Origin of the sequence: Alcaligenes faecalis, from assembly GCF_009497775.1 — a bacterium.
In the GTDB taxonomy this organism is placed as follows: domain Bacteria; phylum Pseudomonadota; class Gammaproteobacteria; order Burkholderiales; family Burkholderiaceae_B; genus Alcaligenes; species Alcaligenes faecalis_D.
Genome location: NZ_CP031012.1, coordinates 4,025,881 through 4,048,744, shown reverse-complemented (window position 1 = coordinate 4,048,744; position 22,864 = coordinate 4,025,881). Strand labels below are relative to the sequence as shown.

At 55.4% G+C, this 22,864-nt stretch carries 23 protein-coding genes; all 23 read left to right on the top strand.

What is annotated here, in order from left to right; all coding sequences use genetic code 11:
• The first annotated feature begins 53 nt into the window (after nt 1–53).
• The 23 genes from DUD43_RS18570 (at nt 54) to DUD43_RS18460 (ending at nt 22,803) form a co-directional block, all read left to right on the top strand.
• The gene (locus tag DUD43_RS18570) at nt 54–8,432 is read left to right on the top strand and encodes a retention module-containing protein (RefSeq protein ID WP_153231436.1); all 8,379 of its coding nucleotides are present in this window, start codon (nt 54–56) and stop codon (nt 8,430–8,432) included.
• Nucleotides 8,433–8,856: 424 nt separating this feature from the next.
• Complete coding sequence (locus tag DUD43_RS18565) at nt 8,857–9,489, top strand: transglutaminase-like cysteine peptidase (RefSeq protein ID WP_153231435.1); 633 nt, start codon at nt 8,857–8,859, stop codon at nt 9,487–9,489.
• A 101-nt stretch (nt 9,490–9,590) separates the two neighbouring features.
• Nucleotides 9,591–11,531 (top strand): LapD/MoxY N-terminal periplasmic domain-containing protein, encoded by a 1,941-nt coding sequence (locus DUD43_RS18560; protein ID WP_153231434.1) that lies wholly within the window; start codon nt 9,591–9,593, stop codon nt 11,529–11,531.
• Nucleotides 11,532–11,810: 279 nt separating this feature from the next.
• The gene (gene rplN / locus DUD43_RS18555; protein WP_153231433.1) at nt 11,811–12,179 is read left to right on the top strand and encodes a 50S ribosomal protein L14; all 369 of its coding nucleotides are present in this window, start codon (nt 11,811–11,813) and stop codon (nt 12,177–12,179) included.
• 12 nt (nt 12,180–12,191) lie between these two features.
• Nucleotides 12,192–12,512, top strand: coding sequence for a 50S ribosomal protein L24 (rplX, locus tag DUD43_RS18550; RefSeq protein ID WP_153231432.1), 321 nt, complete (start codon nt 12,192–12,194; stop codon nt 12,510–12,512).
• Between the two features lie 12 nt (nt 12,513–12,524).
• Nucleotides 12,525–13,064 carry a 50S ribosomal protein L5 gene (gene rplE / locus DUD43_RS18545; RefSeq protein ID WP_042489408.1) on the top strand — a complete coding sequence of 180 codons (540 nt, stop codon included), beginning with the start codon at nt 12,525–12,527 and terminating at the stop codon, nt 13,062–13,064.
• Between the two features lie 10 nt (nt 13,065–13,074).
• On the top strand, nt 13,075–13,380 hold the full coding sequence (gene rpsN, locus DUD43_RS18540; protein ID WP_042489405.1) for a 30S ribosomal protein S14: 306 nt from the start codon (nt 13,075–13,077) through the stop codon (nt 13,378–13,380).
• Nucleotides 13,381–13,391: 11 nt separating this feature from the next.
• Nucleotides 13,392–13,787, top strand: a complete 396-nt coding sequence (rpsH, locus tag DUD43_RS18535; protein ID WP_026484822.1) for a 30S ribosomal protein S8 — start codon at nt 13,392–13,394, stop codon at nt 13,785–13,787.
• Between the two features lie 12 nt (nt 13,788–13,799).
• Nucleotides 13,800–14,333, top strand: a complete 534-nt coding sequence (rplF, locus tag DUD43_RS18530; RefSeq protein WP_153231431.1) for a 50S ribosomal protein L6 — start codon at nt 13,800–13,802, stop codon at nt 14,331–14,333.
• A 21-nt stretch (nt 14,334–14,354) separates the two neighbouring features.
• A complete protein-coding gene (gene rplR / locus DUD43_RS18525) occupies nt 14,355–14,708 on the top strand; it encodes a 50S ribosomal protein L18 (RefSeq protein ID WP_009459977.1) in 354 nt (117 codons plus the stop codon).
• 12 nt (nt 14,709–14,720) lie between these two features.
• The gene (gene rpsE / locus DUD43_RS18520; RefSeq protein ID WP_003805367.1) at nt 14,721–15,242 is read left to right on the top strand and encodes a 30S ribosomal protein S5; all 522 of its coding nucleotides are present in this window, start codon (nt 14,721–14,723) and stop codon (nt 15,240–15,242) included.
• Between the two features lie 3 nt (nt 15,243–15,245).
• Nucleotides 15,246–15,431 carry a 50S ribosomal protein L30 gene (gene rpmD / locus DUD43_RS18515; protein WP_003805366.1) on the top strand — a complete coding sequence of 62 codons (186 nt, stop codon included), beginning with the start codon at nt 15,246–15,248 and terminating at the stop codon, nt 15,429–15,431.
• Between the two features lie 11 nt (nt 15,432–15,442).
• Nucleotides 15,443–15,883: a 50S ribosomal protein L15 gene (gene rplO, locus DUD43_RS18510; RefSeq protein WP_094198139.1), complete on the top strand. Its 441-nt coding sequence runs from the start codon at nt 15,443–15,445 to the stop codon at nt 15,881–15,883.
• A gap of 12 nt (nt 15,884–15,895) precedes the next feature.
• The gene (secY, locus tag DUD43_RS18505; protein WP_003805363.1) at nt 15,896–17,221 is read left to right on the top strand and encodes a preprotein translocase subunit SecY; all 1,326 of its coding nucleotides are present in this window, start codon (nt 15,896–15,898) and stop codon (nt 17,219–17,221) included.
• Between the two features lie 9 nt (nt 17,222–17,230).
• Nucleotides 17,231–17,449 (top strand): translation initiation factor IF-1, encoded by a 219-nt coding sequence (gene infA, locus DUD43_RS18500; RefSeq protein WP_003805361.1) that lies wholly within the window; start codon nt 17,231–17,233, stop codon nt 17,447–17,449.
• Between the two features lie 32 nt (nt 17,450–17,481).
• The gene (rpmJ, locus tag DUD43_RS18495) at nt 17,482–17,595 is read left to right on the top strand and encodes a 50S ribosomal protein L36 (RefSeq protein WP_003805360.1); all 114 of its coding nucleotides are present in this window, start codon (nt 17,482–17,484) and stop codon (nt 17,593–17,595) included.
• A gap of 36 nt (nt 17,596–17,631) precedes the next feature.
• Nucleotides 17,632–17,997 carry a 30S ribosomal protein S13 gene (gene rpsM, locus DUD43_RS18490; protein ID WP_003805346.1) on the top strand — a complete coding sequence of 122 codons (366 nt, stop codon included), beginning with the start codon at nt 17,632–17,634 and terminating at the stop codon, nt 17,995–17,997.
• 14 nt (nt 17,998–18,011) lie between these two features.
• Nucleotides 18,012–18,410: a 30S ribosomal protein S11 gene (gene rpsK, locus DUD43_RS18485; RefSeq protein ID WP_003805343.1), complete on the top strand. Its 399-nt coding sequence runs from the start codon at nt 18,012–18,014 to the stop codon at nt 18,408–18,410.
• A gap of 11 nt (nt 18,411–18,421) precedes the next feature.
• Entirely contained in the window at nt 18,422–19,045 is a 624-nt protein-coding gene (gene rpsD, locus DUD43_RS18480; protein WP_153231430.1) for a 30S ribosomal protein S4, read from the top strand.
• A gap of 152 nt (nt 19,046–19,197) precedes the next feature.
• On the top strand, nt 19,198–20,181 hold the full coding sequence (locus DUD43_RS18475; RefSeq protein ID WP_003805337.1) for a DNA-directed RNA polymerase subunit alpha: 984 nt from the start codon (nt 19,198–19,200) through the stop codon (nt 20,179–20,181).
• A 203-nt stretch (nt 20,182–20,384) separates the two neighbouring features.
• Complete coding sequence (gene rplQ, locus DUD43_RS18470; protein WP_003805334.1) at nt 20,385–20,771, top strand: 50S ribosomal protein L17; 387 nt, start codon at nt 20,385–20,387, stop codon at nt 20,769–20,771.
• A 278-nt stretch (nt 20,772–21,049) separates the two neighbouring features.
• Nucleotides 21,050–22,135, top strand: coding sequence for an LLM class flavin-dependent oxidoreductase (locus DUD43_RS18465; RefSeq protein WP_153231429.1), 1,086 nt, complete (start codon nt 21,050–21,052; stop codon nt 22,133–22,135).
• A 122-nt stretch (nt 22,136–22,257) separates the two neighbouring features.
• A complete protein-coding gene (locus tag DUD43_RS18460) occupies nt 22,258–22,803 on the top strand; it encodes a flavin reductase family protein (RefSeq protein WP_063689755.1) in 546 nt (181 codons plus the stop codon).
• Nucleotides 22,804–22,864 lie beyond the last annotated feature (61 nt).

The following is a 22,864-nucleotide window of genomic DNA, read 5'->3' as shown; positions in this document are numbered from 1 at the left end:
GTCCATTTCTGACTGCTGCTTGGCGGCAGTCTTTTTTTAGGAATCAGACAGGCATGGCACTGGATACTGTTTTAGTGACACGAGTTGAAGGTACGGCATGGATCCGTACCGCTGATGGCTCCAAAGTAGCTGTCAAAGAAGGGATGCGCGTCCCTGTTAATGCCGAGATCATCACCGAGACCGGCGCCAGCGTCGAGCTTGAGATCCCAGGCAGCCCATCGATGACCATTTCCGATAACCGCTCCTTCCTGGTCAGCGGCGATATCGCAGAAACCGATGTGGACCCCGTAGCTGCCGCTCTGGCCAACCCCAACGATCCAGCGATTACCGCTGTGTTGGCCGCCCTGGAAGCTGGCGATGACCCATTCTCCCAACTTGACCCAACCGCTGCCGTATTGACCGGCGGTGGCGAAGGCGGTGGCAGCAGCTTCACCCGTCTGGTCAGCATTGTGGAAACCACACGTCCCCTGGCGCTGGAATACCCACGTCCTGGCGTGCCGACCGTTGAAAACGTGCGCCTGGGCGGCTACAGCGGTACTGGCGAAGAAGAGGCCGGTCCTCTGGTTCCTCCCTCCGTTACCGTCAAGATCAACGACGACGGCACCGTTACCTTCACGTTTACTGAAGTGCCATTTGGCTTCGATATCGAAGATATCGTGGTCACCGGCGGCGGTCGCATCGAAGGTCTGACTCCAGACAACAAAGATCCCAAGACCTGGACCGGTACGCTGGTTCCCCCACCGAACTACGAAGGGGAAATCACCGTCAAAGTACCTGACGGCAGCTACACCAACGAAGTGGGCACCCCAGGTAACGGCGGTGAAGACACGACTACGGTCGACACTCTGCCTCCAGAAGCTGAAATCACCATCGATCCTATCTCTGGCGATGACGTGATCAACAAGGAAGAGTCCGAAGGCGACGTGACCATCACGGGTACCGTTGGCAAAGACGTCAAGCCCGGCGACAAGGTCACTGTGACCGTTGGTGGCAAAGAATACGAAACCACCGTTAATCCGGACGGCAAGACCTGGAGCGTGGACGTTCCTGGTTCCGAACTGGCCAACAACGAGAAGGTTGAAGCCAAAGTCACCACGACTGACGACGCTGGCAACAGCACGACCGTCACTACCGAGCGTCCTTACGAAGTAGACGTTACGCCTCCCGAAGCCGAGATCAAGATTGATCCGATCACGGGCGACGACGTTATCAACAAGGAAGAATCGGGCGGTGATGTCACCATCACCGGTACGGTTGGTAAAGACGTCAAACCGGGCGACAAGGTTGTCGTGACCGTTGGCGGCAAAGAATACGAAACCACCGTTAACCCGGACGGCAAGACCTGGAACGTGGACGTTCCCGGTTCCGAACTGGTCAACAACGACAAGGTTGAAGCCAAAGTCACTACAACTGACGACGCTGGCAACACCACAACCGCTACCGACGAGAAGCCTTACGACGTAGACGTTACGCCTCCCGAAGCCGAGATCAAGATTGATCCGATCACGGGCGACGACGTTATCAACAAGGAAGAATCGGGCGGTGATGTCACCATCACCGGTACGGTTGGTAAAGACGTCAAACCTGGCGACAAGGTTGTCGTGACCGTTGGCGGCAAAGAATACGAAACCACCGTTAACCCGGATGGTAAGACCTGGAACGTGGACGTTCCCGGTTCCGAATTGGTCAACAACGACAAGGTTGAAGCCAAAGTCACTACAACTGACGACGCTGGCAACACCACAACCGCTACTGACGAGAAGCCTTACGACGTAGACGTAACGCCTCCAGAAGCTGAAATTGCGATCAACGTGATCGCTGAAGATGACATCATCAACAAGGCTGAATCCGAAGCCGACGTGACCATTTCCGGTACGGTTGGCAAGGATGTGAAGGCCGGTGACACGGTGACTGTGACCGTGAACGGCAAGGACTACACGACCACGGTTAATGCCGATGGCAAGACTTGGAACGTGGACGTTCCTGGTACCGAACTGGCCCAGGACAGCAATGTTCACGCCAAGGTTGAGACCGAAGACGCCGCTGGTAACCCCGCTTCGGCTGAAGCTGACCGTGGCTACGGTGTGGATACCGACCTGCCCGAAGCCGCTATCACGATCGATACCATTGCCGGTGACGACGTGGTCAACAAGGCTGAGTCCGAGTCCGACGTGACCATTTCCGGTACCGTGGGTAAAGACGTCAAGGCCGGTGACACCGTCACTGTGACCGTGAACGGCAAGGACTACACCACCACCGTTAACGCCGATGGCAAGACTTGGAGCGTAGACGTTCCCGGTTCCGAGCTGGCTGCTGATTCGAACGTACACGCCAAGGTTGAGACTGAAGACGCCGCCGGTAACCCCGCTTCGGCTGAAGCTGACCGTGGCTACGGTGTCGATACCGATCTGCCCGAAGCCGCTATCACGATCGACACCATTGCCGGTGACGACGTGGTCAACAAGGCTGAGTCCGAGTCCGACGTGACCATTTCCGGTACCGTGGGTAAAGACGTCAAGGCCGGTGACACCGTCACTGTGACCGTGAACGGCAAGGACTACACGACCACCGTTAACGCTGACGGCAAGACCTGGAACGTGGACGTTCCTGGTACCGAACTGGCTCAGGACAGCAATGTTCACGCCAAGGTTGAGACTGAAGACGCCGCCGGTAACCCTGCTTCGGCCGAAGCTGACCGTGGCTACGGTGTGGATACCGACCTGCCCGAAGCCGCTATCACGATCGACACCATTGCCGGTGACGACGTGGTCAACAAGGCTGAGTCCGAGTCCGACGTGACGATCACCGGTACCGTGGGTAAAGACGTCAAGGCCGGTGACACGGTGACTGTGACCGTGAACGGCAAGGACTACACGACCACGGTTAATGCCGATGGCAAGACCTGGAATGTGGATGTTCCCGGTTCCGAGCTGGCTGCTGATTCGAACGTACACGCCAAGGTCGAGACCGAAGATGCGGCTGGTAACCCAGCCAGTGCTGAAGCCGACCGTGGCTACGGTGTCGATACCGATCTGCCCGAAGCCGCTATCACGATCGACACCATCGCTGGCGACGACGTGGTCAACAAGGCTGAGTCCGAGTCCGACGTGACCATTTCCGGTACCGTGGGTAAAGACGTCAAGGCTGGCGACACCGTCACTGTGACCGTGAACGGCAAGGACTACACGACGACGGTTAATGCCGACGGCAAGACCTGGAACGTGGACGTTCCTGGTACCGAACTGGCCCAGGACAGCAATGTTCACGCCAAGGTGGAAACGGAAGACGCCGCCGGTAACCCAGCCAGCGCTGAAGCTGACCGTGGCTACGGTGTGGATACCGACCTGCCCGAAGCCGCTATCACGATCGACACCATTGCGGGTGACGACGTGGTCAACAAGGCTGAGTCCGAGTCCGACGTGACCTTGACGGGTACGGTTGGCAAGGATGTGAAGGCTGGCGACACGGTTACTGTGACCGTGAACGGTAAGGACTACACGACCACCGTTAACGCCGATGGCAAGACCTGGAACGTGGACGTACCTGGTTCCGAACTGGCTCAGGACAGCAATGTTCACGCCAAGGTGGAAACGGAAGACGCGGCTGGTAACCCAGCCAGCGCTGAAGCTGACCGCGGCTACGGTGTAGACACTGACCTGCCAGAAGCCGCTATCACGATCGACACCATTGCCGGTGACGACGTGGTCAACAAGGCCGAGTCCGAATCCGACGTGACCCTGAGTGGTACGGTTGGCAAGGATGTGAAGGCCGGTGACACCGTCACTGTGACCGTGAACGGCAAGGACTACACCACCACCGTTAACGCCGATGGCAAGACCTGGAACGTGGACGTACCTGGTTCCGAACTGGCTCAGGACAGCAATGTTCACGCCAAGGTTGAGACCGAAGACGCGGCTGGTAACCCAGCCAGCGCTGAAGCTGACCGTGGCTACGGTGTTGACACCGATCTGCCCGAAGCCGCTATCACGATCGACACCATCGCTGGCGACGACGTGGTCAACAAGGCTGAGTCCGAGTCCGACGTGACCATTTCCGGTACCGTGGGTAAAGACGTCAAGGCTGGCGACACCGTCACTGTGACCGTGAACGGCAAGGACTACACGACCACCGTTAACGCTGACGGCAAGACTTGGAACGTGGATGTTCCTGGTACCGAACTGGCCCAGGACAGCAATGTTCACGCCAAGGTTGAGACCGAAGACGCCGCCGGTAACCCCGCTTCGGCTGAAGCTGACCGTGGCTACGGTGTGGATACCGACCTGCCAGAAGCTGCTATCACGATCGACACCATTGCTGGCGACGACGTGGTCAACAAGGCCGAGTCCGAGTCCGACGTGACCATCACCGGTACCGTGGGTAAAGACGTCAAGGCCGGTGACACCGTGACCGTAACGGTCAATGGTAAGGACTACACGACCACCGTTAACGCTGACGGCAAGACCTGGAACGTGGATGTTCCTGGTACCGAACTAGCCCAAGATTCGAACGTACATGCCAAGGTTGAGACCAAAGACGCCGCTGGTAACCCTGCTTCGGCCGAAGCTGACCGTGGCTACGGTGTGGATACCGACCTGCCCGAAGCCGCTATCACGATCGACACCATTGCCGGTGACGATGTGATCAACAAGGCTGAGTCCGAGTCCGACGTGACGATCACCGGTACCGTGGGTAAAGACGTCAAGGCTGGCGACACCGTGACCGTAACGGTCAATGGTAAGGACTACACGACCACGGTTAACGCCGATGGCAAGACCTGGAACGTGGACGTTCCTGGTTCCGAACTGGCCCAGGACAGCAATGTTCACGCCAAGGTTGAGACTGAAGACGCCGCCGGTAACCCTGCTTTGGCTGAAGCTGACCGTGGCTACGGTGTGGATACCGACCTGCCCGAAGCTGCTATCACGATCGACACCATTGCCGGTGACGACGTGATCAACAAGGCTGAGTCCGAGTCCGACGTGACCTTGACGGGTACGGTTGGCAAGGATGTGAAGGCTGGCGACACGGTTACTGTGACCGTGAACGGCAAGGACTACACGACCACCGTTAACGCCGACGGCAAGACCTGGAACGTGGACGTTCCCGGTGCTGAACTGGCCAAGGACAGCAATGTTCACGCCAAGGTGGAAACGGAAGATGCCGCTGGTAACCCAGCTTCGGCTGAAGCTGACCGTGGCTACGGTGTCGATACCGATCTGCCCGAAGCTGCTATCACGATCGACACCATTGCCGGTGACGACGTGGTCAACAAGGCTGAGTCCGAGTCCGACGTGACCATTTCCGGTACCGTGGGTAAAGACGTCAAGGCCGGTGACACGGTTACTGTGACCGTGAACGGCAAGGACTACACGACCACCGTTAACGCCGATGGCAAGACCTGGAACGTAGACGTTCCTGGTGCCGAACTGGCCAAGGACAGCAACGTCCATGCCAAGGTTGAGACCAAAGACGCCGCTGGTAACCCAGCGTCGGCTGAAGCTGACCGTGGCTACGGCGTAGACACCGATCTGCCTGAAGCCTCGATCACCATCAACACCATCGCTGGTGACGACGTGATCAACAAGGCCGAGTCCGAGTCCAACGTGACCTTGACGGGTACAGTTGGCAAGGACGTGAGGGCTGGCGACACGGTTACTGTGACCGTGAACGGCAAGGACTACACGACCACGGTTAACGCTGATGGCAAGACCTGGAACGTGGACGTTCCTGGTGCCGAACTGGCCAAGGACAGCAACGTCCACGCCAAGGTTGAGACCGAAGACGCCGCTGGTAACCCAGCGTCGGCTGAAGCCGACCGCGGCTACGACGTTCAGACTGCTTTGCCTAAGGCTGAGATCGCTATCGACACCATTGCTGGTGACGACGTGATCAATAAGGCTGAGTCCGAATCCAACATCACCCTGACGGGTACGGTTGGTCAAGACGTCAAGGCTGGTGACAAGGTCACTGTGACCGTGAACGGCAAGGACTACACAACCACGGTTAATACCGATGGCAAGACCTGGAGTGTGAACGTTCCTGGTTCCGAATTGGCTCTGGATGACAACGTCCACGCCAAGGTCGAGACCAAGGACGATGCCGGTAACAGCGCTAGCGCTGAAGCCGACCGCGACTACGGTGTGCAGACCACATTGCCTGAAGCCGAGATCACTCTGGATCCGATCGCTGGTGACGGTGTGCTGGATCACCAGGAAGCTGGCGACGGCAAGGGCACGATTGACGTGACCGGTACGGTTGGCAAGGATGTACAGCCTGGCGATACCGTGACTCTGACGATCGGTGGCAAGGAATACACCGGTACCGTTGGCAATGATCTGACCTTCAAGATCCCAGTGCCTGTACAGGATCTGTTGAAGAACGATACGGTTGATGCCAAGGTAACGACGACAGACTCGGCTGGTAACAGCGCTTCTGCCAACGATTCTGGCCCATACACGCTGGATGTGGATCAGCTGATTGTTGATGGTAACGGTGGTGGCAATCCGAATGGTGGCGTGGGTGACGACATCATTATTGGTGACCGCGGTGGTGTACAAGAGAACATCGTGCACGGCCAGAGCTACAACATTGCCATCCTGGTTGACCGTTCCAACAGCATGAAGGAAGCCTCTGGTACGGACAATATGAACCGTATGCAGTTGCTGAAGGCCGCGCTGACGACCTTGGCTGAAAGCTTGGCTAACCACGAAGGCGGCACGGTGAACCTGAGCATTATTGGCTTTGGTACCAACGCTGATAAGCCTATGGTCTTCAAAGATTTGACGCATGCTGATCTGGTCAAGTTGCTGAACTCGATCGACACCTTGAATGGCTACAACTCCAACTGGAACTCCAACGTTGGTGGTACCAACTATGAAGCAGCCTTCAAGGCAGCTGAAGCATGGTTCAAGACTGGCGATGCACCTGCAGTCGACAAGAACGGCAACGCTTATGAAAACGTTACGTACTTCCTGACTGACGGTAACCCAACGCAGTACGGTAATGGACAGGGTGCGGGTAGCGGTTACGACGCTACGGCTGATGCACGCGGTAAGACTGCTTACGACAGCCTGGTTACTTCTTCGGGCAGCAAGGTGTACGCAGTGGGTATTGGTAACGACGTCAGCGTGGATGTTCTGCGCAAGTACGACAACACCGGTACTGAGATTGTTGATGTTATCCGTGGTACCAAGGAAGTTACTGACTTTGAAAACGGCCGTCATGACGGTTGGACGAAGGTCAACGGTGGTGGCACTGTCGGCGTCAACAACGACTGGTGGTACGGATCGCGTCTGGAAATCACGGATACCTATAGCAATAGGAACGATACATCCACGACAGTTCGTGGCCCCGGTATGGCAGTAGCCGCTGGTAGCTATGGCAAGCTTAGCTTTACCTATGCTGAAAGCGGTCGCAATAGCCAGGACGTGTTCAAGTGGCAACTGCAGAAGTACAACGAGAAAACAGGTAACTGGGAAGTTGTGCAGGAAGGTGGTCGCCCAGGTAGCTCCGGCACCATCACGACCAAACCAGTAGGCGAAGGCCAGTATCGCTTCGAGTTCCTGGTGGATGATCGTTCCAGCAGCAGCAACTACAAGGTCTACATTGATGACGTCACGCTGTTGTCCTCTGGTAACCCAAGTGATTGGAGAGAGGAGAACAAGGTCGACATCGTCAACACCAAGGAAGACCTGGATGCAGCCTTGAAGGGTGGTTCGGTAACGAACGATCCAGCGCCGGTTGGTAACGACCACATCATTGGTGGTGACGGTGACGACATCATCTTTGGTGACACGATCAACACCGATGGCGATGTGTTGCCATGGCATGAAGTGGGTGGCCGTCCTGATCACCTGCCTGACGGTTCCGGCCTGAAGGCGCTGGAAGTGTTCTTGCAGATGAAGAACGGCGGTACTCCAGCTACCGGTAACGATATCTACGACTACATCAAGGAACACCACGCCGAATTCAACGTTGAAGGCGACAAGCGCGGTGGTAACGACACCCTGGATGGTGGCGCAGGTAACGACATCCTGTACGGTCAAGGTGGCAATGACATCCTGATCGGTGGTGCCGGTGACGACATCATGTACGGTGGTGAGGGTGATGACACCTTTGTATGGAACAAGGGTGATCAAGGCACGACCAGCAAGCCGGCTGTGGATCACGTGATGGACTTTGGTGACTCGGGTCTCGACACCCTGGATATCACTGATCTGCTGTCGGGTCACGACATCAACGACGGTAACCTGAGCCAGTACCTGACGGTAGGACGCTCGGATAGCGGCAAGATGGAGATCAGCATCAGCTCTCAAGGTAATGGCCAGGTCGATCAGAAGATCATTCTGGACAACATCGACTTTGACGCAGAGAAGGCAGCTCAGATCGCCAACTCGCTGAAAGACGGCACCCTGAAATCCACTGATTTCTAAGCTGTTCACCGGATAGGCACTACCTGCGGGTAGTGCTCAAGCCCCACAAGCCTTTTCGGGTTTGTGGGGCTTTTTTATGTCTGCAGCTTGTCGTCAGCGCCAATAGTGGGTGCTTGGCATTTGTGACTATGATCGTGATGTGGCGCAGGAAAGAGGGCGCATGCCGCAGGACAGCTGGCCAGACTGAGCTGCCTAGTAGTGGTTCTGCAGTTTTGCAGACCAGCTGCTTCTTTTTGCAGGGGTGGTTCGAGACCGTTTAACGGCCTGCTCTATATATAGAGGGATTAGGCGCTTTGTTGATTGCCAAGCGTTCACTAAATAGGCAAGCTATAACGCCGTTATAAGGGTTTGCTTATTTGGGATTGACGTGCTCTTGTCTCTTGCCTGGCTACGCCTTTTTCTTCGATCTAGGATTGCGCTGTTTGTGCTGGTCGCACTGCTGTTTGTGGTGTGGCTGCCCTTGTCGGCGCCTGCCTTGCAGTTCGAGGTCAGCAAGATTCGTCAGACCGCTGTTGCCCGCTTTGGCGCCCGTGCCGGGACTGCCGTGGATCGGTGGATGGCCAATCTGGAGTCCGCCCGTGGTTTAAGCGAGCGTCGTCAGCTCGATGCCGTCAATGATTTCTGGAATATGAATGTGATGGCTGGCGAGGACATTCATATTTGGGGCCAGCTGGATTACTGGGCCACGCCTATCGAGACCTTGGGTAAAGCGGCGGGTGACTGTGAGGACTTTGTCATCGGCAAGTATTTTTCCTTGTTGCACCTGGGAGTGCCCAATGAAAAACTGCGATTGATTTATGTACGAGCTCAAGTAGGCGGCCAAAGCATTGCGCACATGGTTCTGGGCTACTATCCCACGCCGCAAGCCGAGCCTTTGCTGCTGGATAATTTAAGTGGCTCGATTCGCCCCGCCAGCCAGCGTCCTGATTTGACCCCTGTGTTCAGCTTCAACTCGCAAGGGGTGTATGTGGGTAACGCCCAGAAAGGCTCGGTAGACAGTATCAGTCGTTGGCGGGGTTTGCTGGAAAAAATGCGTAAGGAAGGTTTTGTTCCTTGATGAGATGCCAGCCCGTGGGCTTGAGCACTGATCGGAAACAGACTCCAGGACACCCTTGTCGGGTGGGCTAGACCAGAATTTATGGAATATACGGAAGCGCTATGTCTTTACTTAAACAGCTCCTGCTAAGTGTCTCGTGCGCGATTCTTGCTATCTTGATTGGCACGCTGTGGTTCAGCGTTGACTCGGCAAGGCAGTACTTGAGCAGTCAGTTGCAGGCTCAGGGTGAGTCGGCCGCGACCTCGCTGGCCTTGACCTTGTCCCAGCCCAGCAACCAGGACCCGGTGACGCAGGAGCTGCTGATTGCCGCCTTGTACGATACCGGGCAATTTGAGCGCATCCGCTTTGTTGACACCTCCGATACAGTGCTGGTGGAACGTAGTGCTCAGCAAGAAACGCAGGTCAGCGGATCTTCGCCTGCGTGGTTCGCCAACTCCTTGCCTATTGATGTACCTGTGGCCTCGGCCCATGTCAGTAATGGCTGGAACCAGATTGGCGCGATCGAAGTAAAACCTGCTGACGAGTATGCCCGCGCCAGTTTGTGGAAAAGTTTTGTGCGCGTCACCTTGCTGGTGCTGGGCGCCGGGATTGCCTGGGGCGTGTTTGTCCTGATGGTGATGGCCTGGTTGCGCCGGGCTTTGCGTGAACACGTACAGTTCGAGCTGCAACAGATGGATCAAAGCGAGTCTGTACCCAGCCGCAAGAAAGTACGCACGATCCCCGAGCTGGAAGCCGTCACACATACTTTAAGCACGGTGCAAAAACGTATCCGTGTCAGCAGCCAGGAGCAAAATGCCCGGATCGAGCAATTGCAACTGGAGTTGAACTGCGATCCGGTGACGGGCCTGGCCAATCGCAAGTACTTTGTGAATATGTTCCGTCAGGTGCTGCAACAGGAGGAGGGCGGTCACGTACTGCTGTTCCGTCAGCGGGACTTGCTGCCATTGAACACCTCTTTGTCGCGCGACGCCGTGGACGCCTGGCTGAAACTGGTCACTCAGCGCTGTACCGAGCTATTGCAGAAAAATGGCATGGACGCGGGTAATCTGGCCCGCTTGAATGGCTCTGATTTTATTGTGCTGCTCAAAGGCCAGACGGGTCCTCAAGTGATGGGTTTTGCCCAGGAACTGCGGACCGCCTTGCAGGAATTGCGTCAGCCTTTGCCTGACGGCAGCTTGTGCCGCTGGTCCATGGCGATGACGAACTACGAAGGTCAGGACTCGCTCAGTGCCGTGATGACGCGTTTGGACAATGCCTTGATGCGCGCCGAAGGGGCAGGGCACCAGGAAGTGGAATACCGTCCGTCTGAAGGGGCTCACTCCGAGGCAGGTTCTTCCATTGGTGAGCAGGAATGGCATTCACGTATTGAGCGCGGTCTGGACCAAGGCCGAATTGAACTGAATGTGAAACCGGGCGTCGAAGTCTGGGGTCAGGCAGGTCAGATCCACGATGCCACCTTGAATTTGTTGCCTGAGCAGCCGGGTCAGGCCAGTTTGCCCGCCTATTTGTTTATTCCGGTGGCGGTGCGTCTTGGTCTGTCGTGGCAGTGTGACTTGCGCACGATGGAACTGGCAGGCGACTGGTTGGCCAGCAATGAGGGCAGTTTGAGTGTTCGTGTCTCCTGGGCATCGGTGATCAAGCCCGGTTTTGCGGATCAGGTGGCCGAGGTTCTGGCCAAGGCCGGTGACAAGGCCCAGCGTCTGATTATCGAACTGGATGCCTATTGCCTGAGCGAACATGATGTGGAAACGGTCGCTTTTGTGGATAAATTGCGCCCCTTGGGTGTGCAATTTGGTCTGCGTCGCGTTCTGGAACAACCCGAATCGATTCTGTGGCTGCACATGATGGCACTCAAATATATCGTTCTGGATGATGAGCGTGCCCAGACGCTACAGGCCGAAGTGGGTGGCCGGCATTTGCTGACGGCGTTCCTGCAAAGTTTGCAGGAATTGGGGATTGGTTTGCGCCGGGTAACCCGAGCCAGCAATAGTGCCCAGTTGGACGAGTTGTTGCGTGAAAACGCCGTCGTGCCAAGGCCTTAGCAAATAAATCCTTGTTTTTTTGAGGCTTATTTGCTAGTATATGTGGCTTACCTCTTTATTTTGACCGGAGAGGCTTTAGTCGCCTATCCGGATTGAAGTTGGTAATACAACGTTTTGTCTCTCGCAAGATTTCAACCTAGGGTTCGGCTTGCCGGACCAGATCGAGATCGGGTTTACGGTATCGAACTGGCTGGATCCGAATCTGACGGGACCAAAACTGGTTGTGTGACCCAGTCATTTTGACTGGATCGTTGCAATTAAGTTGGAACAGGAAAAATCATGATTCAAATGCAGACCACGCTGGACGTGGCCGACAACACAGGTGCGCGTTCTGTAATGTGCATCAAGGTGCTGGGCGGCTCGAAGCGCCGTTATGCCGCAATTGGTGACGTTATCAAAGTTACCGTTAAAGAAGCGGCCCCGCGCGGACGCGTCAAAAAAGGCGAAATCTACAACGCTGTAGTGGTTCGTACCGCTAAGGGCGTGCGCCGTAAAGACGGTTCGCTGATTCGTTTCGGTGGCAATGCCGCCGTATTGCTCAATGCCAAGCTGGAGCCTATCGGCACCCGCATCTTCGGACCCGTGACGCGTGAACTGCGTACCGAGAAGTTCATGAAGATCGTGTCCCTGGCTCCCGAAGTGCTGTAAGGAGCGCGAAAAATGCAAAAAATTCGTAAAGGCGACGAAGTTATTGTGCTGACCGGCCGTGATAAAAAACGCCGTGGCACCGTACTGCAACGCGTCGATGCAGACCACGTTATCGTGGAAGGCATCAATGTCGTCAAAAAACACGTTAAAGCCAATCCTATGGCTGGCACGCAAGGTGGGATCGTCGACAAGACCATGCCTATCCATATCTCGAACGTTGCTCTGTTCAACCCAGAAACCGGCAAGGGCGACCGCGTTGGTATCCAGGTGATCGACGGTCAGAAGACGCGTATTTATCGTTCCAGCGGCAAAGCCGTTGGCGCCAAGGCATAAGGGGCGGATAACATGACACGTTTACAAGAGTTCTACCGCGAAAAAGTGGTTGCCGATCTGCAAAAGCAGTTCGAGTACAAGAGCATCATGGAAGTACCGCGCATCACCAAGATCACCCTGAACATGGGTGTCTCGGAAGCCGTTGCTGACAAGAAGATTATCGAGAACGCGGTATCGGACATGACCAAAATTGCTGGTCAGAAGCCCGTTATCACGAAAACCCGCAAAGCTATTGCCGGTTTCAAGATTCGCGAAGATTACCCGATCGGTTGTATGGTGACCCTGCGCGGTCAACGCATGTACGAATTCCTGGATCGTCTGGTCGCTGTGGCTCTGCCACGCGTTCGTGACTTCCGTGGTGTGTCGGGTCGTGCGTTTGACGGCCGTGGCAACTACAACATGGGGGTTAAAGAGCAAATCATTTTCCCCGAAATCGAGTACGACAAAATCGACGCAGTGCGTGGTCTGAACATCAGCATCACTACTTCTGCCAAGACGGACGAAGAGGCCAAGGCGCTGCTTAGCGCGTTCAGCTTCCCGTTCCGCAACTAAGGGGCGCAACGTGGCTAAACTTTCCCTCATCAATCGCGACATCAAGCGCGCCAAGCTGGCTGAGAAATTCGCCGCCAAGCGTGCAGCACTGAAAGCGACTATTGACGACCAGTCCAAGTCTGACGAAGAGCGCTACGAAGCTCGTTTGCAGTTGCAACAATTGCCACGCAACGCGAACCCGACCCGTCAACGCAACCGTTGCGTTATCACCGGTCGCCCTCGTGGTGTTTTCAAGAAATTCGGTTTGACTCGCCATAAAGTGCGCGAAATGGCAATGCGCGGCGAGATCCCCGGTATGACCAAGGCCAGCTGGTAGGAGAAATACACATGAGCATGAGCGATCCAATCGCCGATATGTTGACCCGCGTGCGTAACGCGCAAATGGTCAACAAGACATCGGTTAGCATGCCCTCCTCGAAGCTGAAAGCAGCTATTGCTGCTGTGCTGAAAGACGAAGGCTACATCGAAGATTTCCGTATCGTTGGCGAAAAAGCCAAGCCAGAACTGGAAGTCACCCTGAAATACTATGCCGGCCAGCCAGTCATCGAGCGCATCGACCGCGTTTCGCGTCCTGGACTGCGCATCTACAAAGGCAGCACAAACATCCCTCAAGTCATGAACGGCTTGGGTGTTGCTATCGTGTCCACGTCTCGCGGCGTGATGACCGATCGCAAAGCACGTGCAGCTGGCGTCGGTGGCGAAGTGCTGTGCTACGTGGCATAAGGAGAACATCATATGTCACGTATCGCTAAGTATCCCGTTTCCCTGCCTAAAGGCGTAGAAACGAACATTGCCGCTGATCAGATCACGGTCAAAGGCCCTCTGGGCACTTTGGTTCAAACTCTGACTGGCGACGTCACCATTGAACTTCAAGACGGTCAGCTGTCTTTTGTGCCTGCGAACGAAACTCGTCACGCAAACGCAATGTCCGGCACCGTGCGCCAACTGGTCAACAACATGGTTGTTGGCGTGAGCGCCGGTTTCGAACGCAAGCTGAGTCTGGTTGGCGTGGGTTTCCGTGCCTCCGTCCAGGGTAATGCCTTGAAGTTGCAACTTGGTTTCTCGCACGACATCGTGCACGACCTGCCTGAAGGCATCAAAGCCGAGTGCCCCACTCCGACTGAAATCGTGATCAAGGGCTCGAACAAACAGGTGGTTGGTCAGGTTGCCGCAGAAATTCGTGGCTATCGTCCACCAGAGCCTTACAAAGGCAAGGGTGTACGTTACGTCGGCGAACGCGTCATCCTCAAGGAAACCAAGAAGAAATAAGCCCGCAGGCAAGGACGAATCATGGACAAGAAACAATCCCGTATGCGTCGTGCAGTGGCTACTCGCCGCAAGATCGCCGAACTGCGCGTACACCGCCTGTCGGTGCATCGCACGAATACGCATATTTACGCGAGCATCATCTCGCCCGAAGGCGACCGCGTTCTGGTCAGTGCTTCCACTGTCGAGACCGAAGTTCGCAAAGAATTGGCCGTTGGCAGCAACGTAGCGGCAGCCAGCCTGGTTGGCAAGCGCGTCGCCGAAAAGGCGAAGGCTGCGGGCATCGAGACGGTTGCTTTTGACCGCTCGGGCTTCCGTTACCATGGCCGCGTGAAAGCGCTGGCCGAGGCCGCGCGTGAAGCCGGCTTGAAATTCTAAAGGAATTATCAAATGGCTAAAGCACAAGGCAGACAGGCTCCAGAGCAAGAGCGCGATGACGGCCTGAAAGAAAAGATGATTGCGGTCAACCGCGTCAGCAAAGTCGTTAAAGGTGGTCGCACCATGAGCTTTGCTTCGCTGGCCGTGGTCGGTGATGGCGATGGTCGCATCGGCATGGGTAAGGGCAAAGCCCGCGAAGTACCCGTTGCTGTTCAGAAGGCAATGGAACAGGCCCGTCGTGGTCTGATCAAAGTGCCTCTGAAGAACGGCACCTTGCATCACACCGTAGTTGGTAAGCACGGTGCAGCCACCGTTCTGATCTCTCCCGCAGCTGAAGGTACTGGCGTTATCGCTGGTGGCCCAATGCGCGCTATCTTCGAAGTGATGGGCGTTCGCAACGTCGTAGCCAAGAGCCTGGGTTCCAGCAACCCATACAACATGGTTCGCGCTACATTGAACGGTTTGCGTGCTTGCTCGACACCTGCTGACATTGCTGCCAAGCGCGGCAAGACAGTTGAAGAAATTCTGGGGTAAGTCATGGCACAGAAACAAATCAAAGTTACGTTGGTGCGTTCCGTCATCGGCACAAAGCAAAGCCATCGCGACACCGTTCGCGGCCTGGGTCTGCGCCGAGTCAACACCAGCCGTGTATTGGTTGATACTCCTGAGGTTCGTGGGATGATCCGCAAGGTGGATTATCTGGTTACGGTCTCGGAAGCCTGAAAGGAATCGGGATGTCTGAATTGCAATTGAACAATCTCAAGCCCGCCGCTGGCGCCAAACACGCAGCACGTCGTGTTGGTCGCGGTGTCGGTTCCGGCTTGGGCAAAACCGGCGGACGTGGCCATAAAGGCCAAAAATCCCGCTCGGGTGGTTTTCATAAAGTCGGTTTCGAAGGCGGTCAAATGCCTTTGCAACGTCGTTTGCCCAAGCGTGGTTTCACCACCCTGGACGACCACCTGTACGCAGAAGTACGTCTGTCCGAACTGCAAAAAATGGATGCCGAAGTTATCGACGTCCAGGCACTGAAGCAGGCTGGCGTGGTTGGCCAAATGGTGCGTTACGCTAAAGTCATCAAGTCCGGTGAACTTTCCCGTAAAGTTGCGCTGAAAGGCATTAATGCAACGGCCGGCGCTCGCGCCGTGATCGAAGCAGCCGGCGGCTCGCTGGAATAAAAAGGGGTCACGGTGGCAAAAGCTCAGGCACAGAGTAAGTCGGGTCCGCGCTACGGCGATTTGAAACGTCGTCTCGTTTTCCTGTTGCTCGCCCTGATTGTCTACCGCTTGGGTACGCACATTCCGGTACCAGGCATCAATCCTGATGCCTTGTCCGAACTGTTTACTCAAAACCAGAGTGGTATTCTGGGTTTGTTTAACATGTTCTCCGGTGGTGCTTTAGAGCGATTCTCAGTGTTCGCACTGGGAATCATGCCCTACATCTCTGCGTCCATCATCATGCAATTGATGACCGCTGTGGTGCCCACGCTGGAAGCAATCAAGAAAGAGGGTGAGTCGGGTCGTCGCAAGATCACGCAATACACCCGTTACGGAACGGTCTTTTTGGCTTTGTTCCAGGGAGTTGGGATTTCCATCGCTCTAGAATCGCAGCCCGGTCTGGTTATCGACCCAGGGATGCTGTTTCGCTTCACGACAGTGGTAACACTGGTCACTGGCACCATGTTCGTCATGTGGCTGGGTGAACAGATCACTGAACGTGGATTGGGTAATGGTATTTCCATCCTGATCTTCGCCGGTATCGTAGCGGGTCTGCCTAATGCTTTGGGCGGTATGCTTGATCTGGTGCGTACGGATTCCATGTCGATTCTATCGGCACTGTTTATCCTCGTTTTAGTAGCCGCCGTCACGTACTTCGTCGTCTTTGTCGAGCGTGGTCAGCGTCGTATCACGGTGAACTACGCCAAACGGCAAGTAGGTAACCGTATCTATGGTGGTCAAAGCTCGCATTTGCCGCTGAAACTGAACATGGCTGGCGTGATCCCTCCGATCTTCGCTTCGTCCATCATTCTGTTGCCAGCGACAATTGCTAATTGGTTCTCCAGCACACCCGGTCTGGGTTGGTTGCGTGAAATCGAGGCTGCTTTGTCGCCGCGTCAGCCGCTTTACATTACTTTGTTCTCCGCGCTGATCATTTTGTTCTGCTTTTTCTACACGGCCCTGGTGTTCAACAGCCGCGAAACTGCAGACAACCTGAAAAAGAGTGGAGCTTTCGTACCAGGGATTCGTCCCGGTGATCAGACAGCGCGTTATATCGACAAGATCCTGATGCGTTTGACGTTGGCCGGTGCAATCTACATTACCTTGGTATGTCTGGTGCCAGAGTTCTTGCAAATGCGCTGGAATGTACCGTTCTATTTTGGCGGCACATCCTTGCTGATTATTGTTGTAGTAACCATGGACTTCATGGCGCAGGCCCAGGCCTATGTCATGTCACAACAATACGACTCGCTGCTCAAGAAGGCTAACTTCAAAGGCTCGAGCTTGCCGATGCGGTAATTCACGAAAATGGCAAAGGACGACGTCATTCAAATGCAGGGACAGGTTCTTGAGAACCTTCCCAACGCAACTTTTCGCGTCAAGCTGGAAAATGGTCACGTAGTGCTCGGATACATTTCAGGCAAAATGCGTATGCACTATATCCGGATTCTGCCGGGCGATAAGGTCACTGTGGAGCTCACGCCCTATGATCTATCCCGAGCACGAATTGTGTTCCGCTCCAAATAAGCGGCCGGTTACAGGAAACTAGGAGTCAAACCATGAAGGTAATGGCATCAGTAAAGCGGATCTGCCGCAACTGCAAAATCATTAAACGTCATGGCGTGGTGCGTGTCATCTGCACCGATCCACGTCATAAGCAGCGTCAAGGCTAAGTTGCCGAAACGCAACCGATTTAACAAGGAATAACCATGGCCCGTATTGCCGGCATTAACATCCCGCCGCATCAACACGCCGAAATCGGTCTTACCGCGATTTTCGGCATCGGTCGCACCCGCGCTCGCAAGATTTGCGAAGCATCGGGTATTGAATACTCCAAGAAGGTCAAAGATCTGACCGACGCGGAACTCGAGCGCATTCGCGAACAGATCGGCCTGTTCACCGTAGAAGGTGACCTGCGTCGTGAAGTTCAGCTCTCGATCAAGCGTTTGGCTGACTTGGGAACTTACCGTGGCATGCGTCATCGTCGCGGTCTGCCAGTGCGCGGCCAACGTACACGCACTAACGCTCGCACCCGTAAAGGTCCGCGTCGCGCCGCCGCGTCCCTGAAGAAATAATCGAGGAATAGAAGATGGCCAAAGCTTCTAGCAGCGCTTCACGCGCACGCAAGAAAGTCAAAAAAAGCGTGTCGGACGGGATTGCTCACGTCCACGCTTCTTTTAACAACACGATCATCACCATTACTGACCGTCAGGGCAACGCATTGTCCTGGGCTACGTCGGGTGGCGCGGGCTTTAAAGGCTCTCGTAAATCCACGCCGTTTGCCGCGCAGGTTGCCGCTGAAACAGCCGGCCGTACTGCCATGGAATACGGTATTAAAAATCTTGAAGTTCGCATCAAGGGCCCCGGTCCAGGCCGTGAATCGTCTGTGCGTGCTCTGAATGCTCTGGGTATCAAGATCACCAGCATTGCAGACATCACACCGGTTCCGCATAACGGCTGCCGTCCGCCCAAGCGTCGTCGCATCTAAGGGGAAGCGAAGTGGCTCGTTATATTGGACCAAAATGCAAGCTCTCGCGTCGCGAGGGTACCGATCTGTTTTTGAAGAGCGCCCGTCGCTCGCTGGATTCCAAGTGCAAACTGGAATCGCGTCCTGGTCAGCACGGCCGCACCTCCGGTGCTCGTACGTCTGACTTCGGTCTGCAGCTGCGCGAAAAGCAAAAGCTCAAGCGTATGTACGGCGTGCTGGAAAAGCAATTCCGCAAATACTACGTTGAAGCTGACCGCCGCCGTGGCAACACCGGTGAAACGCTGATTCAATTGCTGGAATCGCGTCTGGACAACGTGGTGTACCGCATGGGTTTCGGCTCTACACGTGCTGAAGCTCGCCAGCTGGTTAACCACCGCGCTATCGAAGTCAACGGTCACACCGCTGACATCGCTTCCATGCTGATCAAGGCCGGTGACGTTGTTTCCGTCCGCGAAAAAGCTAAATCCCAAGGCCGTATCAAGGAATCCCTGGATCTGGCTACTGGCATTGGCTTGCCTCAGTGGGTGGAAGTTGACGCTGCCAAGCTGTCCGGCGTGTTCAAGCAAGCTCCAGATCGCGCTGACGTCGCTCAAGACGTTAACGAATCGCTGGTTGTTGAGTTGTACTCGCGTTAATCTTTTACGCGAAGACCGCTTACACAATGCAGTAAAGCAAGCCCACTTCCCGTTTTTCGGCAAGTGGGCTTTGCGATACTTTCTGCTGGCTTAGGCCAGTTTCCGTCAGCCTTATCGGTGTAACGAGCCGAGGGTATTGAAAAGGAAATCGAATGTCTCAAGGTTTTTTGAAACCCCGTTCCATCGAAGTTGAACCGATCAGCAAAAATCACGCCAAGGTGATCATGGAGCCTTTCGAGCGCGGCTACGGCCACACTCTGGGTAACGCACTGCGTCGTATCTTGCTGTCCTCCATGACCGGCTATGCACCCACTGAAGTGCAAATTACCGGTGTGGTGCACGAGTACTCCACGCTGCCAGGCGTGGGCGAGGACGTGGTTGATATCTTGATGAACCTGAAGGGCGTGGTCTTCAAGCTGCACAGCCGTGAAGAAGTCACCCTGATCCTGCGCAAGGAAGGCGCCGGCCAGGTTCTGGCTAGCGACATCGAATTGCCGCACGACGTTGAAATCATCAACCCCAATCATGTGATTGCCACCTTGACCGACGACGGCAAGCTGGAAATGCAGATCAAGGTTGAACAAGGCCGTGGCTACGTGCCTGGTAACGTTCGTGCCCTGGCTGATGACCGCACCCACACGATCGGTCGTATCGTGCTGGACGCGTCTTACAGCCCAGTGCGTCGTGTTAGCTACGCGGTCGAAAACGCCCGTGTGGAACAACGTACTGACCTGGACAAGCTGGTTCTGGACATCGAAACCAACGGCGTGATCTCGCCCGAGGAAGCCGTTCGTCAGTCCGCTCGCATCCTGATGGATCAAATCTCCGTGTTTGCTGCTCTGGAAGGTGTGGGCGATGCCTACGAAGCTCCAGTACGTGGCGCTCCACAGATCGATCCCGTGTTGCTGCGTCCTGTCGACGATCTGGAACTGACTGTTCGTTCCGCAAACTGCCTGAAAGCCGAAAATATCTACTACATCGGCGATCTGATCCAGCGTACCGAAAACGAACTGTTGAAGACTCCAAACCTGGGCCGCAAGTCCTTGAACGAAATCAAGGAAGTGTTGGCTGCACGTGGTCTGACTTTGGGCATGAAGCTCGAAAACTGGCCACCACTGGGTCTTGAGCGTCCATAAGTAGTAAGCAAGACAGACGTTTCTTAGACGCCGCTTACACTTTTTCTGGTGTTGTACACCTGCAAAAAGTGTGAGTGGCGGCTGAAAATGTGCTATTGTTTTGCGCTGTCCATCTGGTCCGCAGCTTAGCTGATAGAAGAACCGGATTTACGCATGTCGCATAAGCGACGTGCCCATTAGATTCATTATTTAGGAAAATCATCATGCGTCACCGTCACGGTCTACGTAAACTGAATCGTACCAGCAGCCACCGTTTGGCCATGTTCCGCAACATGTCCGTGTCCCTGCTGACTCACGAAGCCATCAAAACCACCCTGCCTAAAGCTAAAGAGCTGCGCCGCGTGGTTGAGCCTCTGATCACTTTGGCTAAAAACCCAACCTTGGCAAACCGTCGTCTGGCTTTCGCCCGTCTGCGCGACCGCGATGCAGTGACCAAGCTGTTTGAAGTTTTCGGCCCACGTTACCAAGAGCGTAACGGCGGCTACACCCGCATCCTGAAAATGGGTTTCCGTCAGGGTGACAACGCTCCTATGGCATTCATGGAGCTGGTGGATCGTCCAGAAGTTCAGGAAGAAGCCGCTGCTGAATAAGCGCCGCTTGTTTCTACAGTAGTATTGAAAACGGACTCTCAGGAGTCCGTTTTTTTATTGGCCAGATGCTTGCCAAAGTCATGGCAAGGCACTGTTATGTAAGGGTTTTTACCAAGGTTTGCGGGCTGCATAGCTTTAAAGTTCAAATAATTGCAGGCAATTGATAAAACCGGCAGTGATCCGATAGTGGGCCTTGGGGCCGCTCCCTAAAATCTGCGCTATGTCAGCTTCGCCATGGTGGCGAGCTGTAAAGAACGACGATTTTCAGGAGACTGGCGATGGCACAGAATACATTGCTCACACACGATAAGTTTCTGCTGGGAACCTTTGCCACCAACTGCGGTGGTGGTATGACGGTATCGACCTTGCCGGATCGCTGGCAAGCTACGTGGGAAAACAATCTGAAGCTGGGCAAGCTGCTGGACGATGCTGGCATCGACTTCATGCTGCCTATCGCCCGTTGGATTGGTTACGGTGGCGAAACTGATTTCCACGGCTACGTGCTGGAAACCGTCACCTGGGCGACTGCCTTGCTGGCCAATACTCGCAATATCAGCGTGTTTGCCACTGTGCACACGGTTGCCAACCACCCTGTGGTGATCGCCAAGCAAATCGCCACCATGGCCCAGATGAGCGGCAACCGGGTCGGTTTGAATATCGTGGCCGGCTGGAACAAGCCCGAGTACGACGCTCTGGGCGTGAAGCTGCCTGATGACCACGAAACCCGCTACGGCTATGCGCAAGAATGGTTCGATCTGATCAAGAAGATCTGGCACCACGATGGCCGTTTCGATTGGGATGGCAAGTACTTCCAGGCCAAGGGTGTCTACGGCAACCCCCGCCCTGAATTTGACCCGCCTATCTTTAATGCTGCCGGTTCCGGTCAAGGCCGTGAGTTTGCCAGCCGCAATGCCAACTTCCTGTTCACCCCTGCCATGGAGCTGGAGCGCTCCAGGAAAGAAGTGGCTGAGCTAAAGGCACAAGGCGAAGCGCAAGGCCGCAAGGTTGATGTGATGACCTTCTCGCACGTGGTTTGCCGTCCTACGGAAGCCGAGGCCAAGGCCGAGTGGGAACGCATCATGGCCAATATCGACAATGGTGCTGTGGATAATCTGATGAATTTGCAGTTTGCCCACGCTCATTCCTTCCCGCACGAGCTGCTGGAGCAGATCCGTGAGCGCATGGCAGCTGGCCACGGCGGTTTCCCGCTGGTGGGTACACCCGAGCAAGTGGCCGACGGTTTGTGTGCACTGCACGAAGCCGGTTTCCGGGGAACAACCTTGTCCTTTGTGGACTATGTAAAGGAGTTCCCTTATTTCCGTGATACTGTGCTGCCTTTGTTGCAGCAGCGTGGCATTCGCTAAGAGCGATTTTCTGGCTATCGGGCAGGCTTTGGTTTGCTCAGGGGGATAGCCAGTTCACATACGCCACGCAGGCAGCATCGTCCTGATGACGGTGCTGCCCATAAGATTAGAAAAGGTGAATCATGCCTGTGGAATTGGCTTCCTTGCCGACAGACCAAGCGCTACACGCGCCTGGAGTTTCTGCCGAGCAGTTCAAACTTGCTATGCGCCATCTGGGTGGCACGGCCAATGTGATTACGGTCGAACATCAGGGCCAGCGCAGCGGACTGACCGCGACTTCGGTGACCTCGGTAGCCGCAGATCCGGCAGAGGTGCTGGTCTGCGTGAATCAAAGCTCCTCGTCCTGGCCTTTGATGCGCGACAGCGGTCTGTTTGGTGTGAACATTCTGGGTGTCGAGCAGGCAGGCATGGCTTTGCAGTTTGCCGGTTTCAAAGGCGAGCAAGGTGATGCGCGTTATGCCGGGCACGATTGGCTGCGTACCGAGCACGGCATCTGGCTGGCCCGACAGGCTCCCGCCGCCTTGGCCTGCCAGATTGTGGAAGTGATTGAACGTCACAGCCACGCTTTGGTACTGGGCCGTGTCTTGCAGGTACACCATGCCGAGCAGGAACAGGATTCGCCTTTGCTGTATTGGCAGGGACGCTTTGGCCGCTTTCAGGGCCAGTAAATCGTCGGGATTGCTGTCCCTGACCTGGCGCCTGAGCCGGGCCTAGGGATAGTCTCGATGT